At 75.9% G+C, this 19548-nt stretch carries 14 protein-coding genes; 2 read left to right on the forward strand and 12 right to left on the reverse strand.

The genetic code is table 11. From position 1 onward, the window contains the following. Positions 1-46: 46 nt before the first annotated feature. The 11 genes from LPC08_RS07700 to LPC08_RS07750 form a co-directional block, all read right to left on the reverse strand. Positions 47-1192, reverse strand: a complete 1146-nt coding sequence (locus LPC08_RS07700) for a DegT/DnrJ/EryC1/StrS family aminotransferase (protein ID WP_230452119.1) — start codon at positions 1190-1192, stop codon at positions 47-49. 113 nt (positions 1193-1305) lie between these two features. Next, a complete protein-coding gene (locus LPC08_RS07705; RefSeq protein ID WP_230452120.1) occupies positions 1306-2775 on the reverse strand; it encodes a nucleotide sugar dehydrogenase in 1470 nt (489 codons plus the stop codon). Between the two features lie 82 nt (positions 2776-2857). After that, positions 2858-4840, reverse strand: coding sequence for a polysaccharide biosynthesis protein (locus tag LPC08_RS07710; RefSeq protein ID WP_230452121.1), 1983 nt, complete (start codon positions 4838-4840; stop codon positions 2858-2860). A gap of 196 nt (positions 4841-5036) precedes the next feature. Further along, positions 5037-6221 (reverse strand): glycosyltransferase, encoded by a 1185-nt coding sequence (locus LPC08_RS07715; protein WP_230453011.1) that lies wholly within the window; start codon positions 6219-6221, stop codon positions 5037-5039. Continuing rightward, on the reverse strand, positions 6218-7357 hold the full coding sequence (gene wecB, locus LPC08_RS07720) for a non-hydrolyzing UDP-N-acetylglucosamine 2-epimerase (RefSeq protein ID WP_304622073.1): 1140 nt from the start codon (positions 7355-7357) through the stop codon (positions 6218-6220). Before wecB ends, LPC08_RS07715 begins: the two co-directional genes overlap by 4 nt. After that, positions 7357-8613, reverse strand: a complete 1257-nt coding sequence (locus tag LPC08_RS07725) for a glycosyltransferase family 4 protein (RefSeq protein WP_230452122.1) — start codon at positions 8611-8613, stop codon at positions 7357-7359. Before LPC08_RS07725 ends, wecB begins: the two co-directional genes overlap by 1 nt. Further along, positions 8610-9848, reverse strand: a complete 1239-nt coding sequence (locus LPC08_RS07730) for a DegT/DnrJ/EryC1/StrS family aminotransferase (RefSeq protein ID WP_230452123.1) — start codon at positions 9846-9848, stop codon at positions 8610-8612. Before LPC08_RS07730 ends, LPC08_RS07725 begins: the two co-directional genes overlap by 4 nt. 204 nt (positions 9849-10052) lie before the next feature. Beyond that, entirely contained in the window at positions 10053-10715 is a 663-nt protein-coding gene (locus tag LPC08_RS07735; RefSeq protein WP_230452124.1) for a sugar transferase, read from the reverse strand. Then, positions 10708-11928 (reverse strand): O-antigen ligase family protein, encoded by a 1221-nt coding sequence (locus LPC08_RS07740; RefSeq protein ID WP_230452125.1) that lies wholly within the window; start codon positions 11926-11928, stop codon positions 10708-10710. The genes LPC08_RS07735 and LPC08_RS07740 overlap by 8 nt, the downstream gene beginning before the upstream one ends. A gap of 30 nt (positions 11929-11958) precedes the next feature. Then, complete coding sequence (locus LPC08_RS07745) at positions 11959-12873, reverse strand: hypothetical protein (protein WP_230452126.1); 915 nt, start codon at positions 12871-12873, stop codon at positions 11959-11961. Positions 12874-12921: 48 nt separating this feature from the next. Continuing rightward, entirely contained in the window at positions 12922-14673 is a 1752-nt protein-coding gene (locus LPC08_RS07750) for a heparinase II/III domain-containing protein (RefSeq protein ID WP_230452127.1), read from the reverse strand. Positions 14674-14770: 97 nt separating this feature from the next. On the opposite strand from LPC08_RS07750, the gene LPC08_RS07755 reads away from it, so the two are divergent. After that, positions 14771-17557: a polysaccharide biosynthesis/export family protein gene (locus LPC08_RS07755; protein ID WP_230452128.1), complete on the forward strand. Its 2787-nt coding sequence runs from the start codon at positions 14771-14773 to the stop codon at positions 17555-17557. A gap of 107 nt (positions 17558-17664) precedes the next feature. Continuing rightward, positions 17665-18777: a peptidoglycan-binding domain-containing protein gene (locus LPC08_RS07760; RefSeq protein WP_230452129.1), complete on the forward strand. Its 1113-nt coding sequence runs from the start codon at positions 17665-17667 to the stop codon at positions 18775-18777. Here the strand turns inward: LPC08_RS07760 and LPC08_RS07765 are convergent. Then, positions 18774-19540, reverse strand: a protein-coding gene (locus tag LPC08_RS07765; RefSeq protein WP_230448576.1) for an IS5 family transposase whose coding sequence is annotated in 2 segments (ribosomal slippage) — positions 18774-19216 and positions 19216-19540 — 768 coding nt in all. Because the reading frame shifts where the segments join, the coding sequence is not laid out codon by codon here. The two genes, LPC08_RS07760 and LPC08_RS07765, sit on opposite strands and share 4 nt — an antisense overlap. Positions 19541-19548 lie beyond the last annotated feature (8 nt).

Below are 19548 nucleotides of genomic sequence, written 5' to 3' on the forward strand. Positions count from 1 at the left end.
TCCGCCTCGAGATCCGTGGCGGCGCTCCCCGCCCGCCCCGGGGGCGTCAGAGCGCCGAACGCACAGCCTGGCAGACGCGATCCGCCTGCGCCTCATCCATATAGGCGTGGATCGGCAGGTGCAGGATTCGCGTCGCCAGGTCCTCGCTGACCGGCAGCGGCGCGGCGCCGGCGTGGTGGTCGCGATAGGCGGGCTGGTGGTGCAGCGGCAGCGGGTAGTAGATCGCCGTCGGCACGCCGGCGGCCTTGCACGCCTCCTGCACGCGCGGCCGCGCCCCGGCGTCCGGCAGCACGATGGGGAAGTAGCCGAAGGCATGCACCGCGCCGGGAATCTCGGCGGTGAGCTGCACGGCGTTGGACAGCCGCTGGCCGTACCAGCCGGCGACCTCCGTGCGGGCACGCAGCTCCTCCTCCATCAGCGGCAGCTTGCACAGCAGGATCGCCGCCTGGAGCGTGTCCAGCCGCCCGTTCATCCCCGTGCGCAGCACCTGGTAGCGGGTCGTGCCCTCGCCGTGCGAGCGCAGAGAGCGGTACAGCTCCGCCGTCTCCGCGTCGTCGGTCAGCAGCGCGCCGCCGTCGCCATACCCGCCCAGCGTCTTGGTCGGGTAGAAGGACAGCGCCGTGGCATGCGCCCAGGTGCCGAGCTTCTTCCCGTGCAGCGAGGCGCCGAAGGCCTGGGCCGCGTCGTCGAGGGCGAACATCCCCTCCGCCGCGCAGAGGTCGAGCAGGGCGGGCCAGTCCGCCGGCAGGCCGAACAGGTCCACCCCCACCACGGCGCGCGGGCGCAGCTTCCCGTCCGCCTTCACCGCGGCGATGCGGCGCCGCAGGTCGGCGAGGTCGATGTTGAAGGTGCGTGGGTCGACATCGACGAAGACGGGCGTGGCGCCGAGCACCAGCGGCACCTCGGCCGTCGCGGTGTAGGTGAAGGCGGGCAGGAAGACCGCGTCGCCGCGCCCGATCCCCGCGCCCATCATCGCGATCTGCAGCGCGTCGGTGCCGGAGGAGACGCCGACCGCGTGCTTCGCGCCGGCATACTCGCACAGCTTCGCCTCCAGCTCCGTCACCTCCGGGCCCAGGACGAAGCGGCCGCTGTCCAGCACGGCGGCGATGCGCCGGTTCAGCTCGGCGCGGATGGGGGCCTGCTGCGCCTGCATGTCGAAGAAGGCGATGGGTCGGTCGGTCGCGGCGGTCATGCGGTATCCGGTCACTGGCACGCCAAGCCCGCCGGTGCCGCCGATGGCGGCGCCGCAGGACGGCACGGTTTCGCGGGGCGGGCGGTGCGGCCGGCCGGCCGCGCCACCTGTCCTCAGGCCTGGACGATGTAGGCCCCACCCGGCCACCCGGCCAAGTCACCCTTCGTATCGCCCGGCAATGTGACGGCCGCCGCGTTCGCCGCCTCCTCCGGGTCGGACCAGCCGGCCTGGGCCTCGGCCATGCCCGCCACCCGTTCCGCCGGCGCGGCGCCGGCCTGCGGGAGCGGGCGGCGCAGCGCCCCGCGCGTGTCCACCACCAGCCGCGCGTGGCGGCCGACCAGGGCCAGGTCCATGCAGCGGTGCGGCGTGACCACCACCACCGCGTCCTGGGCGGCGAGCGTCGCGGCGTCCAGCGGCAGGCTGGCGAGGTCCGGCGCCTCGCCCGACAGGCGGCGGGTGACGGGGAAGCGCGGCACCAGCGGGTCGTGGTAGCCGACCGCCGCGCCGTGCGAGGCCAGGATGCGGAAGATCTCCACCGCCGGGCTCTCCCGCGTGTCGGGCACGTCCGGCTTGTAGGCGAGGCCGAGCAGCAGCACCTTCGCCCCGCGCAGCGTCACTCCGCGCGCGTCCAGCGCGTCGCGCAGCCGGTCCACCACGTAGCGCGGCTGGGCATCGTTCACCCGGCCCGCCAGCTCGATGAAGTCGCTCGGCACGCCCAGCTCGCGCGACTTCCAGGCCAGGTAGTAGGGATCGACGGGGATGCAGTGTCCGCCCAGCCCGGGGCCGGGGCGGAAGGGCATGAAGCCGAAGGGCTTGGTGGCGGCGGCGTCGATGACCTCGTGCACGTCGAGGTTCATCGCATGGGACAGGCGCTTCAGCTCGTTCACCAGCCCGATGTTCACGGCGCGGAACACGTTCTCGTAGCACTTGGCCAGCTCGGCCGCGGCGAGGGAGGAGACGGGCACCAGCGATTCCGCCACCGGCCCGTACAGTGCCTTGCCGACGGAAAGGCAGGCCCGCGTCGCCCCCGCCAGCAGCTTGGGCATGCGCGAGACGGTGCCGAGGGGGTTGCCCGGGTCCTCTCGCTCGGGGCTGTAGAGGCAGAAGGCGTCCTCGCCCACCAGCAGCCCGGCGGCGCGGAAGGCGGGCAGGACGTATTCCTCCGTCGTGCCGGGATAGGTCGTGCTCTCCAGCGAGACGGCCTGGCCCGGGCGCAGGTACGGGCCGAGCGCCGCCAGCGTCTCGCGCACCGCGGTCAGGTCCGGTTCCTTGTGCGGCCCGATGGGCGTGGGGACGCAGATCACCACCGCGTCGCAGTCCCGCGCCGCCGCCATGTCGCCATGCGCCACCATGCCCGAACGCGCCACGCGCGCATCGGCGATGCCGTGGACAGGGCTGCGGCCGGCGTTGATGGCGTCCACCTTGGCCGGGTCGGTGTCGAAGCCGGCGACGGGGAAGCCCAGCTCCGCGAAGCGCAGCGCCAGCGGCAGGCCGGCATAGCCCAGCCCCACCACGCCGATGCGCGCCTGCCGTTCGTCGAGGCGCCGGATCAGCATCCGCGCGGCGTCGGGCAGGGGCTTCATGGCTCGGGCCTCGCGGCGAAGGGATGGCCGCCCCGCGCCCCGGCGGGCGCCCGCGACGGATCGGTCGTCGCGGGCGCGCCGCTCAAGCCCGGCCCGCCGCCGCGTGGTGCGGGTCGTGGTCGAACTCGGGCACGAGGCGCGCGAGCTGCGCCAGCGCGGCGCGCGGCTGGCCGGTGCGGCAGGCGGCCGCGATCTCGTCGATGGCGCGGCCGACCAGCGCCGCGTCGGCGGTGCGGGGGGTGGCGACCAGCAGGCCGGGGAACTGCGTCGGGCGCGGCGGCTCCTGCCCGTGGAACAGCTCCTCGTAGAGCTTCTCCCCGGGGCGCAGGCCGGTGAAGCGGATCTCCACATCCTCGTCCGGGCGCAGCCCGGCGAGCCGGATCATGCGGCGGGCGAGGTCCACGATCTTCACCGGCTCGCCCATGTCGAGCACGAAGATCCCGCCCTCGCGCAGCTCCGGCGGCTGGCCGGCGCGGTCCCCGGCCCCGGCCGCGCCGCCGGCCCGGAACTCCTCCGCATCGGCCACGCCGACGACGCTCGCCTGGAGGACGAGCCCCACCGCCTCGCGCACCGTCATGAAGTAGCGGCGCATGTCGGGATGCGTCACGGTCAGCGGCCCGCCGCGCTCCAGCTGCCGGCGGAACAGCGGCACGACGGAGCCGGTGGAGCCCAGCACGTTGCCGAAGCGCACGGTGACGCAGCGCATCCCGCCGCTCTGCCGCGCCTGCACGTCCAGCGCCTGGCAGTACATCTCCGCCAGGCGCTTGGAGGCGCCCATCACGCTGGTCGGGTTCACCGCCTTGTCGGTGGAGATGAAGACCATCGCCGTCGCGCCGGCCGCGCGGGCGGCGTCCGCCACGATGCGCGTGCCCTGGGCGTTGGTCAGCAGCCCCTCGGCCGGGTCGTTCTCCACCATCGGCACGTGCTTCAGCGCGGCGGCGTGGAAGACCAGCTCCGGCCGCGTCTCCTCGACCAGCCGCTTCAGCCGCGCCTCGTCGCGCACGTCCGCCAGCACGGCGCGGCGCGGCACGGTGGGGTGCCGCTCGCCCAGCTCCAGGTCGATCGAGTAGAGCGCGAACTCGCCATGGTCGAGCAGGGTCAGCATGGCCGGCCCCAGCGCCGCCACCTGCCGCGCCAGCTCGCCGCCGATGGTTCCGCCCGCGCCCGTCACCAGTACGCGCCGCCCCTGCACCAGCCGTGCCATGCCCTCGCGGTCCAGCGGCACCTGCGGCCGGTCCAGCAGCTCCTCGATGCCGACGGGGCGCAGGACCAGCCGCCTGGCCGGGGCGCCGTTGCGCTCGCCATGGGAGTCCAGCGCGGCCGGGTCGAGCGTGGTGGGGCGCGGTGCGCGGCGGACCGCGATGCCGTGCCGGTCGGCCGCGTCCAGCAGCGCCTCCAGCGGCTTGCCGGACAGGTCCGGCCCGACGACCACCAGCAGGGCGGGCAGGCGGCCGTCGGCACGCAGCCGCTCCAGCACCTCCGCGGCGTCGTCCAGCGCGCCCAGGATCGGCACCCCCTGGATGCGGCGCCCGGCCTGCCGCGCGCGCGGCGCCAGCAGGCCCAGAACCTGGAAGCCGGGCGAGCGCTGTGCCGCCAGGGCCCGCAGGAACAGGTCCGCCGCCTCGCCCGAGCCGGCGAGCAGCGCGCTGCGCGGCGGTGCGTCGGAGACGGGCCCGGCCCGGTGCGAGTGCCGCAGCCGGCCGATCGCCCGCGCCCCGCCGAGCAGGGTGACGAGGGCCGCGGCATGCACCGCCGGGAAGGCCAGGTTCGGAGGCCGCCAGCCGCCGAAGGCGTGCAGCCCCGCCCAGAACAGCGCGGCGGTGCCCAGGCTGGCGCCGACCACCGCCACCTGGTCCGGCAGGCCGGCGAAGCGCCAGTACTGCCGCGGCAGGCCAAGCGGCACGGCGACGGCCAGGAAGGCCGCCACCAGCCCGGACAGGGCGGGCGGCCACCAGCCGCCGGGGGGCCAGGCGCCGGGCGCCGCGACCCAGAGGGCCAGCGGCAGGGCCAGCAGCGTCAGCGCCAGGTCGAGGGAGAGGTTCAGCAGAATGCGTCGGGGCGCCATCCTGCGTCCTCTAGAGCGGATCGGCGCAGGCTGGAAATCGCCTTCGCCGCGGGGCTGGGGCGCCAGGAGGGTCGGGACGGCGCCGGCCACGGCGGCGGGCAGGGCGAGGGCGACGGGGCGCGAGGCCCCGTTCCGCCCTGCCAGCCGCATCACGCCCCGGGGCAGCATGCCGTCCCGACCCTCTCCCCCGCGTTCCTCAGTGTCCCCCGGCGCGGCCCGGCACGGGGCCGGGCAGGGGCGCCAGCTCCTGGTACAGGCCGACCAGCCGCTCCGCCTCGCTCGCCCAGCCGAAGCGGCCCAGCGCCGCCGCCCGGCCATTGGCGCCCAGCAGGGCGCGGTGGGCGGGGTCGGACAGCTCCGCCACGGCGGCGGCGATGTCCGAGGGGCTGGTGGCATCGACCAGCAGGCCGCAGCGCGCCTCGCGCACCACCTCCGCCACCTCGGTCGCGAAGGCGGGGGCGATCACCGGCAGCCCGGCCAGCATGCAGTCGAACAGCTTGTGCGGCAGCGCGAGGCGGTGGTTCTCGATTCCCGGCTGGAACAGCACCAGCCCGATATCCGCCTCCGCCGCCAGGGCCAGCGCGTCGGCCCGGGCGCGCCAGCCGTGCCGCTCGACCCGTTCGCCCAGCGCCAGGGCCTCCATCCGCTCCAGGAAGGCGGCCTCGCTGCCATCGGTGAAACGGCCGACCAGGGAGAGGCGCGTCCCCTCGGGGCAGAGCGCCAGGGCATCCAGCATCTCGTGGCTACCGCGCGAGCGGGTCAGCGCCCCCAGATGCACCAGCGTCACGGGCCCGGGGGCATGGATGCGCGGCAGCAGCGGCAGGGCCTCGGCGTAGTTGCGGACCGGCAGCAGCCGGGCGGCGGGGCCGAAATCCTGATCCAGCCCGTCCTTCGCCACCACCACGGCATCGGCCCGCGCCGCCATCCCGCGGCAGGCGAGTCGGATCGCCGCGCGGGCCACCGGCCGCAGCGGGCGCGGCAGGCGGTGGTCGAGGCGGGAGGGGTAGTGCTCGTGCACGTCCAGCACCACCCGCGCGCCGCTGCCCCGGGCGGCCAGCAGCGCGGCCAGCCAGGCATCCGGTTCCGAGGCGTGCAGCACCGCCGCGCCGCTGCGCCGGGCACGCCGCACCAGGGCCGGCAGGCCCAGCATCCGGCCGCGCCAGCCGCGCCGGCGGGCATAGGGCGAGAGTGCCACGCCCGCGGATTCGGCGGGGGCGGATTCGCCCGGGCAGATGTGCAGCACCTGCCAGCCGGCGGCGGCGAGGGCGGCGCCCTCCTTGCCCACGACCCGGACATCCTCCGGCGGATGGGCGGCGGAGAGCATGGCCACCACGGGGCCGCGCGCCATCGCGGCGGAGGCGGGATGCGGTGCGGTCGTCATGCGGCCTCGGGGACGGCGTGGAGCGGATGCGGGCTGGCGGCCGCCAGGAACTCGGCGAGGTGCCGGGCCATCCGGGCCCCGGCCTGCCCGTCCCAGAGCGGGATCGGACGCGCCGGGGGCCAATGGCCGGCCACCACCTCCGCCACCCCGGCGGCCAGCCCCTCCGGCCGGACTAGGCGGTTCGCGCCGGATTCCAGCGTGGCCGGCCGTTCGGTGGAGGGGCGCAGCGTCAGGCAGGGCAGGTCCAGCACCGCCGCCTCCTCCTGGATCCCGCCGCTGTCGGTGGCGACCAGCCGGGCATGGGCGAGCAGGCCGAGGAAAGCCGCATAGCCGAGCGGCGGCAGGACGCGCACGCCGGGGGGCGGGGCCAGCCCGGACTCCGCCAGTCGCCGGGCGGTGCGCGGATGCAGCGGCCAGGCCAGCGGCAGCCGCTCCGCCGCCGCGGCCACGCCGCGCAGCACCGCCGCCAGGGCCGTGGGGTCGTCCACATTGGACGGCCGGTGCAGGGTGAGCACGCCGTAGCCGCCGGGCTGCAGCCCGTCCGGCAGTGGCCGGGCGCGGGCGCCGGGAAGGGCGCGGAGCAGGCTGTCGATCATCGCGTTGCCGACGGCGCGGACCGCGTGGGCGGGGTGGCCCTCCGCCAGCAGCCGGGCCGCGGTGGCCTCGTCCGGGGCCCAGAGCAGGTTGCTCACGGCGTCCATGGCACGGCGGTTGATCTCCTCCGGCATGTCCTGCTCGCCGCAGCGCAGCCCGGCCTCCAGATGCGCCACCGGGATGGCCAGCTTGCGCGCGGCCAGCGTCGCGGCCAGCCCGCCATCCACGTCGCCCGGCACCACCGCCAGCACGGGGCGCCGTTCCGCCCAGAGCGCGCCGCAGGCCATCAGGGTGCGGCCCGTCAGCTCCGCATGGGAGCCGCCGGCGATGCCCAGGGAGATGCCCGGCGCCGGCAGGCCGAGATCGGCGAGGTGGTCCGCGAACATCGCCGCGTCGTGATGCTGGCCGGTGTGGAGCAGCACGGGCGTGGCGCCCACCGGGTGCTCGCGCAGGGCATGCCAGAGCGCGGCGATCTTGGGCAGGTTCGGGCGTGCGGCGACGACCAGGTGCAGCTCGGGCGCGGGAGGGGCGGCGGGGCGCATCACGCGATCGCCAGCCCGGGCACGGGCGCCGCCTGCGCCGCCGCCTCCACCACCTCGCAGAAGTGACGCGCCTGCAGGCGCCGGTCCCAGCGGCGCACGGCCTGGAGGCGGCCGGCCTCGCCCATCGCCTCGCGCAGCGGGCGGTCCTCCGCCAGCCTGGACAGGGCATCCGCCAGCGCCGGGGCGTCGCCCGGCGGCACGGCGATGCCCGAGGGCCCGTCCTGCAGGATGCGGGCGGCGCGGCCGGGCACGTTGCTGACCACCGGCCGCCCGGCGGCCAGCCCGTCCATCAGCTTGTTCGGCGCCGTCCATTCGGCGAAGGCCGGCACGTCCGCCAGGCAGTGCAGCACGATCTGGCTGCCCGCCAGCAGCCCGGCCAGGCGGCGCTTGGGCAGCGGGTCGAGGAAGGTGACGTTGAGCAGCCCGCGCCCCGCCGCCTCGGCGACCAGGCGCGTCTTCTCGCTGCCCTCCCCCACCAGCAGCAGGCGGATGTCGTGGCGGCCGCGCCGCTGCAACTCCGCCGCGGCATCCAGCAGCGCCTCCAGCCCGTTGGCCAGGCCATGGGCCCCGGCATAGACCGCCAGCCGCTCCCAGGGCGCGGCCTCGGGCGGCCGCCAGGGGGCAAGCTGGGGGCCGAACAGGTCCAGGTCGCAGCCGTTCGGCACGACCCGCACCCGCGCCGGGTGGGCGCCGCGGGACAGGGCGGTCCCGGCCATCCCCTCCGTCAGCGCCACCACGGCGGCGGCGGAGCGGCAGGCGGCGTCGGCCAGCCGCTCCATCCCCGCCAGGGCCCAGCGCGGCCCGGCGCCCATGGCGCGCGGCAGCTCCGGCCAGGGGTCGCGGATCTCGAAGACGAAGGGAGTGCCGCGCAGCCGGTGCGCGGCCAGGGCCGGCAGCGCCACGGTCAGCGGGGTGGAGGAGGCGATCACCACGTCCCACCCGCCGCGCAGCGCCAGGCCGGTGGCGCGCCCGGCATAGCGCAGGAAGGCGGCGGACCGGCGGCGCAGCGGCTGGGCATTGGCGCAGGGGATGTCGAACTCCACCACGCGGAAGGGGCCGGTGCCCCGCCCTTCGCGCCGTCCGCCGCGGAAAGGGGCGGAGAGCCCCGTCCGGGCGCCGCCGTAGCGGCCGCAGGCGAGCGTCACCTCGTGGCCCCGCGCGCCCAGGGCACTGGCCATCGCGTGGGAGCGCGTGGCGGTGGCGCCATCCGGGGCGGAGTAGTGCTGGTGCAGATAGAGGATCCGCAGCCCGCTCATCGGCCGGCCCCGGAGCGTCGCCCGCCCGGGCACAGGCAGCGGCGGATCGCCTGGATCACCCGGTCCTGCTCGCCCGGCGGCATGGCGCCGGAAGGCAGGCAGAGGCCGCGCTCGAACAGGCCGGCGGCCACGCCGCCCCCGACGAAGACGCTGCCGCGGAAGGCGGGCTGCAGGTGCAGCGGCTTCCAGACCGGCCGGCTCTCGATGCCCTCGGCGTCCAGGGCCCGCCGCACCGTCTCGCGGTCGGCGCCGCACAGAGCCGCGTCGAACAGGGCGACGCTCAGCCAGCGCGAGGACTGGCCCCAGCACGGCTCGGGCATGAAGGACACGCCGGGCAGGTCGGACAGCGCCTCGACATAGCGGGCGAAGGTGGCGCGGCGCTGCGCGACCCGCTCCTCCAGCCGGGAGAGCTGGGCCATGCCGATCGCGGCCAGGACCGAGGAGAGGGCATAGGAATAGCCCGTCGTCTCGTGCTGGTAGTGCGGCGAGGCCTCCTTCGCCTGCCCCGCCAGGTGCCGTGCCCGCTCGATCAGCCGCGCGTCGTCCGAGGCGAGGGCACCGCCGCCGCCGGCGGTGACGATCTTGTTGCCGTTGAAGGAGAAGGCGGCGAGGCGCGCGCCGTAGCCGGCGGGCTGGCCGCGTTGCGAGGCGCCGAGCGCCTCGGCGCTGTCGCACAGCACCGGCACGCCCCAGCGGTCGCAGACGGCCTGGATCGCCTCGAGGTCGCTGCACTGGCCATAGAGATCCACCGGCACGACGACGCGTGGCAGCCGGCCGCGCCGGGCGGCGCGTCCCAGCGCCTCGCGCAGCAGCTCCGGATCGAGCGTCCAGCTCTCCGGGGAGACGTCCAGGAAGGTGACCGCCGCCCCCATCTGCACCGCGGGTGCCACGGTGGCGACGAAGGTCAGGGTGCTGGTCCAGACGGCGTCGCCGGGCGCCAGGTCGAGCACCCGGTAGCCCAGGTGCAGCGCGGCGGTGCCGGAGGACACCCCGAGCACATGGCCGAAGCCCGTGGCCGCGGCCAGAGCCGCCTCGAAGGCGCGCGGAACGGGTCCCGCGGGCGCGATCCAGCCGCTTTCGAGCGTTTGCCGCAGCGCCTCGAATTCGCCACCCCCGAGCTGCGGCGGCGAGAGGTACAGGCGGGACAGTTGCGGCGCCGCAGGCGGGCACGCCGGGGCGCCGGCCGGAAACGCCACCACCGTGGAATCGGCAGAACCCTGTGGGATGCCCCTCATGGCGTGTCTCGCTGCATGGCCCGTCCTGGGCGTGCATGGAGCAGAACGCCCATTTGGATTGGTCGCAATGCTCTTGCACAACTTATGGTTATTGTTGCTGGAGTTTACTCAAACATTACGAAGAATGTTGCATCTTTGTCGCAAAACAATCGGATCGTAAATCGATTGGAAGCAACCAGAGACGGGCGGCGACGCCGGGACGTGTCAAGGCATCCCGGCCGGCGGCGAAGAATCGGTTGCCCCGGCCGATAACGGGGCGCTCGTGGCGTGTCCCGGCGAGCGAGTGCCGCGGCCACGGAGGAGGACGGCCAGGCTGCCGGCGGCGGCCGCGACATCGCCCAGGAAGGTGACGCGGACGGCGTAGCGCGCGTCCCATTCCAGGCGTTCCGTCCAACCCAGCGCGTTGCGTCCCCTGGCCTGGGCCAGGCCCAGCAGGCCCGGCCGCACCCGCAGCCGTATCCGCTGCCGGGGGCTGTAGAGAGGCAGGTAGTCGGGCGGCAGCGGCCGTGGCCCGACCAGGCTCATCTCGCCACGCAGGATGTTCCACAGCTGCGGCAACTCATCCAGGGCGCTGGCCCGCAGCCAACGGCCGAAGCGCGTGAGGCGAACCGCATCGGTGGCCGGGTCGAAGGCCGCGCCGGCGGGGGAGGGCCGCATGCTGCGCAGCTTCAGCAGGGTGAAGGGCACGCCGTCCCGCCCGCTGCGGCACTGCCGGAACAGCACGGGCCGGCCCAGGGTCAGCCAGACCCCCAGCGCCGCCAGGGCGAGCAGTGGCAGCGCCGGCAGCAGCAGCAGCGCCGCCCCCAGGATGTCCAGCGGCCGCTTCAGGTGGCGCGCGTAGACGCCCTCGCGCACCGGCTCAGCCACGCTGCGCCTCCACCGCGCGCGACAGCGCCAGGCCGAGCGCGAACCACGCCATGCGGTTGCCCAGGTCGGTGGAGACCATCGCCCCGATGGCGACCGGCACGACCAGCGCCACCATCCGGCCCGCCCGGCCGGGATCGGCCCCGCGCAGCCCGGTCAGCAGCACCGCGAGGCCGCCGCCGAAGGCCCCGAGCCAGAGCAGCAGGCCGGGCAGCCCGCCCTCGGCCAATGCCTCCAGCGCATGGTTGTGCGGGTAGAGGCCGCGCCTCTCGCCGCTGCCGGTCGCGATGGTGAATCCCCCCGTTCCCAGCCCGAGCGGCGCCGCCGCGCCGGCCCAGTCCAGCGCCGCCGCCCAGAGCACTGGCCGGGCCGAGGCGGCGATGCCCTCGCCGGTGAAGCGCTCCAGCGTCCGCAGCCCCTGGCTGCGCGCCGGATCGGCCAGCAGCAGCGCCAGCGCGGCGGCCCCGGCCAGGGCCACGGCGCCGATCCAGCCCAGCGCCGCGCGGTGCCGTCCCAGGGCCAGCAGCCGCGCCGCGGGCGCCAGCGTCACCGCCGCGCCCAGCGAGAGCAGCGCCGCCCGCCCGCCCGGCAGCAGCGACCCCGCCGCCAGGCCCGAGGTCAGCCCCCACCAGCCCCAGCGGCGCCAGCCGCCGGCCTCGGCGCCGCGGAGCGCCGACAGGGCGGCGGCGCAGGCCATGGCCAGGCCGGCAAGCTGGTACTGCACCCGCACCGTCTCGCTGGCGCCGGCCAGCCCGCCGGACACCGCCGCGCCCGTCGCCAGCCCCCAGGCGACGCTGGCCGCGACGAAGGGGCCGATCAGCAGCGTGGCCCCGACCAGCCAGCGCCGCGCCGCGGCATCCGCGCCGACCAGCAGCCCGGCCACCAGCATCGCCGGGCCGAGCAGCACGGCCTCCGGCAGCTTCTGGACCAGGATCTCGCGGGAGGGACTCCAGCTTCCCGCCACGGTCATCCACAGCCAGAGCCCACCGCAGGCGGCGAGCGGCATGGCGAGCGCCGGCCGCAGCCGCCAGCGGCGGGAGGCCAGCAGCCACAGCAGGCAGGGCGCCAGGGCCGCTGCCGCAGCCAGGGTCAAGTCGAAGGGCAGGGCGGCGAGGGGCGGCGCCGATTTCAGCGCCCCTGCCAAGTGCAGCATCGCCGCGAACAGCCCGGCCAGGGCGGCGGGCGAGCCGGCGTCGGGGCGCGGCAGCAGGATCACGGACGGCGGGGCCCCGGCTTCACCCGCCGCTCACCGCTCCGGGCTGCGCCAGGCCTCGCCGTAGCCGGGCATTCCCCCGGCCAGCCCGGCGGTGCGCCAGGGGGACGGCTCCTGCACGGGCTGGCGCAGCAGGATCAGGCAGGCGGCGCCCAGCAGGCTGGCCAGCGGCGCCAGCAGCAGCACGAGGCCGAGCAGCAGCGGCCGGTTCGGCAGCGAGGGCGACAGCTCCACGCTGGGCGCGGAGACGACGCGGGCCGCGACGGCCGTGTCGGAGAGCATGACCAGCGCCGCCCGCTGGTGCTGCGCCAGCAGCTCGTAGAGTGGCGTGCGCAGGTAGAGGTCGCGTTCCGCAGCCAGCCTTTCCTGCAACGCGGCGGTGCGGCGGGCGGTCAGCGCGGCGAGGTCGTCCCGCACCTTGCCTTCGGCGAAGGCGTGCAGCCGGCGCAGCGTGTCCAGCGCCACCTCGCGGTCCGGGTGCGGCAGATCGAGCGAGACGGTGACGGTGGCGAGCGATTGCGTCACCGCGAGGTTGCGGTCCAGCCAGCGCTCCAGGTCGTCCCGATCCGCCTCCGTCCGCAGCCCGAGCAGGGACCGCAGCCCACCGAGGACCCCTGCGGCACGCTGGTCCCCGAGCCAGCGGAGGAGGCCCGTGTCGCGCGCCAGCATCGCCGCCGCCTCCGGCCCCCGCAAGGAGGTCAGGTAGACCGCGAAGTTACCGCTGGGCCGGTTGTCGAGCAGGCCGCCGGCCTGGAGCACGACATTGGCCTGGATCAGCGTGGAGGCGGCAAGGCCCGTGGTTTCCGCGGGCGCGACCACCGCGCTCGCCACGTATTGCCGCGTGGCGAGCAGGACGGGGGCGGCGCCGGCCGCCAGCAGCAGGGCGGCGGCGACGGCGACCGGGAGGCGGATCAGCCAGATCTCCCGCAGCAGACGTCCCAGCGGCATGCCATTCCGAGCCCGGTACAGGCGCACAGCATCGGACAGGGTTCCGGACTACGCAACCACGGGTGGCGGCGTCCGGCGAGGCAGGTCGATGCTGGTGACGATGCGGCCGGCAGGACCCGCGACGCGCGCGTGCAGGGCCGGGACCATCCGCCACTGGCCGTAGCGATCCGCCTCGGGCGCCTCGCCCAGGGTCACCTCCAGCGCAGCATCCGAGGCGAGGGTGATGCGTGCCAGGGGCGAGACCACGCCGCCCGGCACCGTGTCCCAGGCCGCGGGCGCGAGGCGCCAGCACAGGCTGGCCTGGCGGAAGCGGCCCGAGAGGCGGTCCGTGACGACCCAGCGCCGGCCCTCGGCACCGATCTCGCGCTCGTGCCGGTTGCCGGCCCGGTCCCGGCGCCAGCCGCCCGCCGGCAGCGGGCCGGATGGCGACCAGCGGGCACGCAGGAAGCGGCCGATGCGGGCCATCGGTTCGGCCCCGTCGAACAGCACGGCATTGTGCCCGGCCGCATCCTCCATCCACGCGGCCAGGGCGCGCGAAGCCGGTGCCGGGTTGTAGGACAGGGTGCCCCCATCCCGGATCAGGTTCACCGGCCCGTCCCAGAGGTCGAGATGCAGCAGGTCCGAATGCCCCGGCCGGAAGCGCAGCGGGCCGGTGCGCAGCAGGGCGCGCGCGTCTTCCAGGGACCAGCCGGTGCTGCCGGCGGCCGTCCAGCGGGCCTCCCTGGCCAGCGGCGGCCCCGGCGGGAGGCCCAGCCAGTCGCAGCCCGGATCCTCCGGCCAGCCCGCCGAGGCGCCAAGGAAGAGCCGCGCCGCCCGTTCCAGGCTGCCGCGCGCCGAAGCTTCCCCGGCGAGGGACAGGTCGGCGAGGCGTGACCCGTCCTGGTGCCCCAGCCGCGGCAGCGCGCCGCTGCCCGGGGCGGCCAGCCGGGCGAGCCAGCGCGTGGCGGCCGCGGCACGGTCGGCGAAAGGGGCGGGGAAGGGCGCCGCGCCGGTCTCGCGGCGGAGCCATTCCACGACGGAGAGCACGTCCAGCAGCAACCGGTGATAGCCGGTGGAGAGCTGGGCGAACCCGCCATCCGGGGCGACCAGCCGCCTGAGCGCCGCCGCCACCTCGCCCGCGGCCGGGGCGGGGTCCTCGCCCAGCAGCAGCGCGCCCGCCAGCAGCCCGGCCGGCTCGCTGACCGCATGGTTGTTGTCCTGGGCCGCGGCATAGGCCCGGGTCGCGGCGATGCGGCGGCGGTGCAGCGCGACCAGGGCGCGCAGGCCGGAGGAGGGGGGCGCGCCGCCCAGCAGCCGCCAGGCCAGGGCCAGGTGCAGCAGGCGCAACGCGGCCTCCTGCCCGCAGGCCCAGTTCGGGCCGCGGAACGGGGGGTTGGCCTGGCACCAGCGCCGCAGCCAAGCCTCCGCCCTGGCGAGATGGCCGCCCTCCGGCTCCAGCCGGTGCGCCTGGGCCAGCAGCGGCAGCTCCGCCCAGCGGTTGGCTTCCCAGACCGGGCGGACGTCGCCGGCGGCGAAGAGGTCCAGCGAGAGGGCGGGCGCGGCGGGATCGAAGCCGCCATGGCAGTCCGGGGCGGCAAGCCCGGCCGCGACGACGCCCAGCGGACCCGGATCGGCGGGGGCCCTGCCCGGATGGTGCGCGGCGAGGAAGGAGCCGGCGGGAATGGCGGCATCGGCCAGCGACCGCGCGGCCCATCCGAGGCGCAGGGAGGCACGGTGGCGTGCCAGCCGGAAGACGGGTGAAGGGCCCAGGCGGCACACGGTCTCGGTGAGGAGCAGGAGGCGATGGGCTTGGGGCAACATTCGAGACTGTGTTAAGACAACTGAAACACCCTGTCAGGCGGCGATATCGCTACGACAGGTTGTGGCAGGCGGGGGCCTGCCGGCTGGGGGATGCGGGGTGGGTCAAGCGGTCGCAGCGCTGCGTCGTGTCCTGTCGGCGGTCCTCGCCGGAAGCCTCCTCCTGTCGTCGCCGGCACAGGCCCAGGCGCCGGGCGTCGCGCCGTCGCCGCTGCTGTCGCCCCCCTCGCTGCCCTCGGTGCTGCCCGGCGGCGCGCCCCTGCCCAACCTCCCGGCCCAGACGCAGCAGGAGATCCTGCAACGCATCCTCGATGCCGCGGCGGGCCGCATGCCGCCGCCGCCGCTGGCCGCTCCCGTGCCGGCGGTGCCCCTGGCTCTGCCCGGCGCGCCTGCCGCCGGCATCTCCGCCCCGGTCCCGGCGGCGGTGGAGCCCCTGTCCAATACGGAGACCTTCTTCGCGAACCGCCTGCCCGAACAGCAGCCGCCGCTGCGCCAGTTCGGCTACGACCTGTTCCAGTTCCATGCCGCCGTCGCACCCGGCGCCGCGCCGCTGACCGCCGGGGCGCTGCCCGACGACTACGTGCTGGGGCGCGACGACGAGGTGCTGATCGCCCTGCGTGGCCGTGCCCGGCAATCCTACACCCTGAAGGTCGGGCGGGACGGGCTGCTGCTGCTGCCCGACCTGCAGCCCTTCGTGGCCGCCGGCCGCACCCTGCGCGAGCTGCGCGCGGAGGTCGAGGCGCGGGTGGCGCGGGAGCTGGGGGGGTCGGAGGCCTTCGTCTCCATTGCGCAGACGCGGCAGGTCGGCATCGTCGTCGCGGGCGAGGTGACCCGGCCCGGGCTGGTCGCGCTGCCGGCGCTGTCCAGCCTGCTCGACGCGCTGAACGCGGCGGGCGGGGTGCGGCGCACGGGCTCGCTCCGCGCCATCCGGGTCGAGGGGCCGCGCGGCGGCCGGGTGGTCGACCTCTATCCGCTGATCGCGGGGATCGGGCCGGCGCCCGACCTGTCGCTGCGCGAGGGCGACCGCGTGCTGGTGCCGGCGCTGGGCGGGGTCGTCGCGGTGGCGGGGGACGTGACGCGGCCCGCCATCTACGAGCTTCCGGCCGGCGCCGCGGTGGCGCCGCTGGCCCATGCGCTGCGCCTGGCCGGGGAGACGTTGCGCCCCGCCGGGAACCGCTTCCTGCTGCAGGGCACGGATGCCGGCGGCCGCCGCGCCTTCGCCGAGATCGCCCCGGCGGCGCCGCTGCGCCGGGGCGACGCCGTGCTGGTGCAGCCGGGCGCCGACGTGGCGGCGAATGCGCTGCGGCTGGCGGGGCACGTGGCCGCGCCGGTCCTGCGCTCCGCCGGTGGCGGCCGGGGGCGGGCCGGCTTCTCGCTGCGGCAGCTCCTGTCGGATTCCCGGCTGGTGCGGCCCGACCCCTATGTCCGGCTCGGGGTCGTATGGCGGATCGACCCGGCGACGCGCGTGCGCCGCTTCCTGGGCTTCGACCTCGGCCGCGTGTTGCAGGGGCAGTCCGACATGCCGCTGCGCGAGTCGGACGAGGTCCTGATCCTCTCCCAGGCGGATGTGCAGTGGCTCGCTTCGCCGCCGGTGCAGCGGGCCTTGCGTGGCGAGGTCCCGGCCCCCGCCGTCCTGCCCGTGGCCGCGCCGCCCGGCCCCGCCGGCGTGGCGCCCGCCGTGCTGGCGGTCCCGCCCCCCACGGACTGCCCGGCCCTGCAGGGGCTGGCGGTGGCGGCGCGCGCCAGCCCGCTGCGCTTCGCCCATGCCCGGGGGGCGGGCTTTCCCGACCTGGGCAACCCGCCCTGCCCGCAGATCTTCCTCGACCAGCCGGCGCTGCTGCCCTTCCTGGTGGGGCAGGCCGTGCTGCTGACCGGCGAGGTCGGCATGCCGGGCCTCTATCCGATCCTCGAGGATACCGGGCTGGACCAGGTGATGGCCGCGGCCGGCGGCGCGGGCGACACGGCCGACCTCTCCGCGGTGGAGTTCGCGCGGGAGCCGCTGGAGCAGGCGGGGGCCATCCCGCTGACCCGCGTGCAGCTCGACCTGCGGTCGCGCAACTTCGCTGCCGTGCGCCTGTCGCCGCGCGACGCGGTGCGGGTGCCGCGCGGCTTCGGCGACCGCGACCTGGGGCCGGTGACGCTGATGGGCGAGTTCATCCGCCCCGGCACCTACGACATCCGGCGCGGCGAGAAGCTGTCGGAGCTGATCGCCCGCGCCGGCGGGCTGACGCCGCAGGCCTATCCCTACGGCGCCGTCTTCACCCGCGAGAGCGTGCGGCAGCGGCAGCAGGACGGCTTCGCCCGCACGGCGCGGGAGCTGGAGACCAGCCTGATCCAGGTCGCGGCCGGGCAGGCCGTGGCGGGCAGCCGGGCGAGCGGCGACCTGGGCGGCGCCATCACCGCCGGGCGCGAGCTGGCGGGCGCGTTGCGCGAGGCGCGCGCCGCCGGGCGGATGGTGGTGGAGGCGAACCCGGTGATCCTGGCCGCCCGGCCGGAGCTGGACGTGCTGCTGGAGCCGGGGGACCTGATCGCTGTGCCGAAGCGGCCGAACGAGGTCACCGTCGTGGGCGCGGTGTTGAACCCCGGCAGCCTGCAGTTCATCACCGGCGGCAAGGCGGCGGATTACGTGCGGGCCGCCGGGGGGGAGCAGCGCTTCGCCGATTCCGGCCGTGGCTTCGTGGTGCTGCCCAACGGCCAGTCGGTGCCGGCTGGGCTCGGCGCCTGGCAGGCGGGCGGGCCGCCCGTGCCGCCGGGCTCCCTGGTGGTGATCCCGCAGGACCCGAGTCCCTTCGAGACCTGGGGCTTCATCCGCGACCTGACCCAGGTCCTCGGCCAGGTCAGCGTCAGCGCCGCCGCGCTCGCCGTCGTGTCGCGGCAGACGCGGTAGCCTTGCCGGAGGGGCCAGTTGCGCCGCCGCGCCCTCGCGCCGCAGGACACGCCATGGTAGTATGGTCGCTTTCGCGAAGCCGCTCCCTCATAGCCGGACCGACGACCATGGCCATCGCCCAGCCCGCGCGCGCCGCCTTCGGCCGGATCGGCGCGGCAGCCGGCCTCGGGTGCCTCGCCACGCTGCTGGCGGCGGGCCCCGTCCTTGCGGAACCGCTGCGCATCGCGCTGGTTGTCGGCAATGGCGCCTACGCCGCTGCGGGCGGCCCCATGCCCGTGCCGGCCTGCCCGGATTCGGCGCGGGCCGTCGGCGCGGCGCTGCGCGGGCAGGGCTTCGAGGTGACGGAGCGGCTGGACGCCACGCGCAGCGTGGCCGATGCGGCCATGGCCGGATTCGCGCGGAAGTTGCGCGACGAACCGGGCTCGATCGGCGTCGCCTATGTCTGCGGCCGGGCATCGGAGTTCAACGGCCGTGCCTTCCTGCTGCCGGTCTCCGCCAACCCTGCCCGGGATTCCGACGTGCTGACGCAGGGGCTGCTCGCGCGGCTGCTGCCGGATGCGCTGTCGCGCGGGGCGGTGCGGTCCGGGTTCGTCGCCTTCGACGTCGTGCCCGCCGCCGGCCCGGCCGACCTGCCGGCCTTCGCCGCCCTGGCCGAAGCGGCGGCCGCCTCGGGCGTCGCGTTGGTCGTGGCCCGGCCGGCCGACGACACGGCGCCTGGCCCCACCCCGCTGGCCGCCGCGCTGCGGACCGGCCTCGCCGCGCCGGCGGTGACGCCGGCTGCGCTGGTTGAGGCGTTGCGCCGCGAGGTGCCCGGGGCGACGCTGCTGGCGGCGCGCCTGCCCGGATCGCCGCTCCCGCCGCTCGACCTGCCGCCGCCGGACGCGCCCGCGCCCAGTGCCGCCGCCCCGCCCGTGCCGGAGCCCGCCGCGCCGGAGCCCGCCGTCGCGGCGGCCCCGGTGCCGCCACCGGCCACCTTGCCGCCGGCTGCGGCCACGCCTCCCGCTGTCGCCATGCCGGAGGAGGGGCGGATGACCGAAGCCGACCGGCGCCGCGTCCAGGCGGCGCTGGCGCGCCTCGGCTACTACGCCGACCGGGTGGACGGACGCTTCGGCCCGGGCACCCGCGCCGCGATCCGGCGCTTCCAGTTCGAGCTCAAGGCGGAGATGACCGGCGTGCTGACGGCGGAGCAGGCGACGCGCCTCGTCGACGAGGCGTCCTAGGTCGTGGACTCATAAGATTTGAGCCACAGACGTGTTGAGGCGAGGAGAATGGCGGCGAGGAAGTTGCGCGCGAGCTTGTCGAAGCGGGTGGCGATGCGCCTGAAGTGCTTGAGCTTGCAGAAGAAGCGTTCGACCTGATTGCGTTGACGGTAGAGGGTCGGATCGACGGAGCGCTGTATCTTCCGGTCCCGCTGGGTCGGGATATGGGCGCAGCCTCCGCGATCCCGAACCAGATCGAGGATGGCCTGCGCGTCATAGCCCCGGTCAGCGACAAGGGCTTGGGCGGGCGGCAGGCCGTCGATCAGGGCCTCCACGGCGGCCTTGTCTGAGGCTTGTCCAGCCGAGAGCACGATCCGCAGCGGCAATCCATCCTGGTTCACCAGGACGTTGATCTTGGTGCTCAGTCCTCCACGAGAACGGCCGATGGCGTGATCCGGGCCCCCTTTTTTCCACCGGCGGCATGCTGGTGGGCCCGGATGATGGAACTGTCGATCAGGTGCAGGGATTGAGGCGATGTTGCCGCCAGAGCCTCAAAGACCCGCAGCCAGACCCCGGCCTTCGCCCACCGGTTGTAGCGATTGTAGATCGTGGTGGAGGGACCATAGCGGCTCGGCAGGTCCCGCCATGGCGAGCCTGTTCGCAGCACATAGAAAATCCCGTTGATCACCCGACGATCGTCCACCCGGGCCACCCCGCGGGGCTTGTTCGGCAGCAACGCCTCAATCAACCGCCACTCCGCCTCGCTCAAATCGTACCTCGCCATCCAAGGCT

It is taken from the genome of Roseomonas sp. OT10, assembly GCF_020991085.1.
Classification (GTDB): domain Bacteria; phylum Pseudomonadota; class Alphaproteobacteria; order Acetobacterales; family Acetobacteraceae; genus Roseomonas; species Roseomonas cutis.

Coding starts and splice junctions, on each gene's coding strand:
- LPC08_RS07705 (WP_230452120.1), bottom strand. CDS start 2,775: ATGAAGCCCCTGCCCGACGCCGCGCGGATGCTGATCCGGCGCCTCGAC.
- LPC08_RS07710 (WP_230452121.1), bottom strand. CDS start 4,840: ATGGCGCCCCGACGCATTCTGCTGAACCTCTCCCTCGACCTGGCGCTG.
- LPC08_RS07745 (WP_230452126.1), bottom strand. CDS start 12,873: ATGCCGCTGGGACGTCTGCTGCGGGAGATCTGGCTGATCCGCCTCCCG.
- LPC08_RS07730 (WP_230452123.1), bottom strand. CDS start 9,848: ATGAGGGGCATCCCACAGGGTTCTGCCGATTCCACGGTGGTGGCGTTT.
- LPC08_RS07760 (WP_230452129.1), top strand. CDS start 17,665: ATGGCCATCGCCCAGCCCGCGCGCGCCGCCTTCGGCCGGATCGGCGCG.
- LPC08_RS07750 (WP_230452127.1), bottom strand. CDS start 14,673: ATGTTGCCCCAAGCCCATCGCCTCCTGCTCCTCACCGAGACCGTGTGC.
- LPC08_RS07700 (WP_230452119.1), bottom strand. CDS start 1,192: ATGACCGCCGCGACCGACCGACCCATCGCCTTCTTCGACATGCAGGCG.
- wecB (WP_304622073.1), bottom strand. CDS start 7,357: ATGCGCCCCGCCGCCCCTCCCGCGCCCGAGCTGCACCTGGTCGTCGCC.
- LPC08_RS07715 (WP_230453011.1), bottom strand. CDS start 6,221: ATGACGACCGCACCGCATCCCGCCTCCGCCGCGATGGCGCGCGGCCCC.
- LPC08_RS07725 (WP_230452122.1), bottom strand. CDS start 8,613: ATGAGCGGGCTGCGGATCCTCTATCTGCACCAGCACTACTCCGCCCCG.